This window comes from Nonomuraea candida (genome assembly GCF_000725485.1).
Lineage (GTDB): Bacteria > Actinomycetota > Actinomycetes > Streptosporangiales > Streptosporangiaceae > Nonomuraea > Nonomuraea candida.
This window is the reverse complement of sequence record NZ_KL647038.1, coordinates 1,326-1,633: the sequence shown is the minus strand read 5'-3', so window position 1 is coordinate 1,633 and position 308 is coordinate 1,326.

Genomic DNA, 308 nt, shown 5'->3' with positions numbered 1-308 from the left:
CTAGGGCTTTCCGCCGTTTCCGCTAGGCCGTAAGCCACCGACCTGCGGTTTCAGACCCGGACGTGCCCGGGATCATGGATTAGCTGCGGAACGCGGGCAATACGGCCGTTCGGAGTGTCAGGCCGGGATCTTCTTCTCGCTCCAGGTGTAGTAGATGAAGGTGCTGTCGGGCCCGGTCATCGTGCCGGACGACCGGTTGAACCTAAGCAGTACCTGTCCATCCGCTACACCGAGCGGCTGGCCGGCATCGGCGCGGTCAGCTCGGTCGGCTCACGCGGGGACAGCTACGACAACGCCCTGGCCGAGAC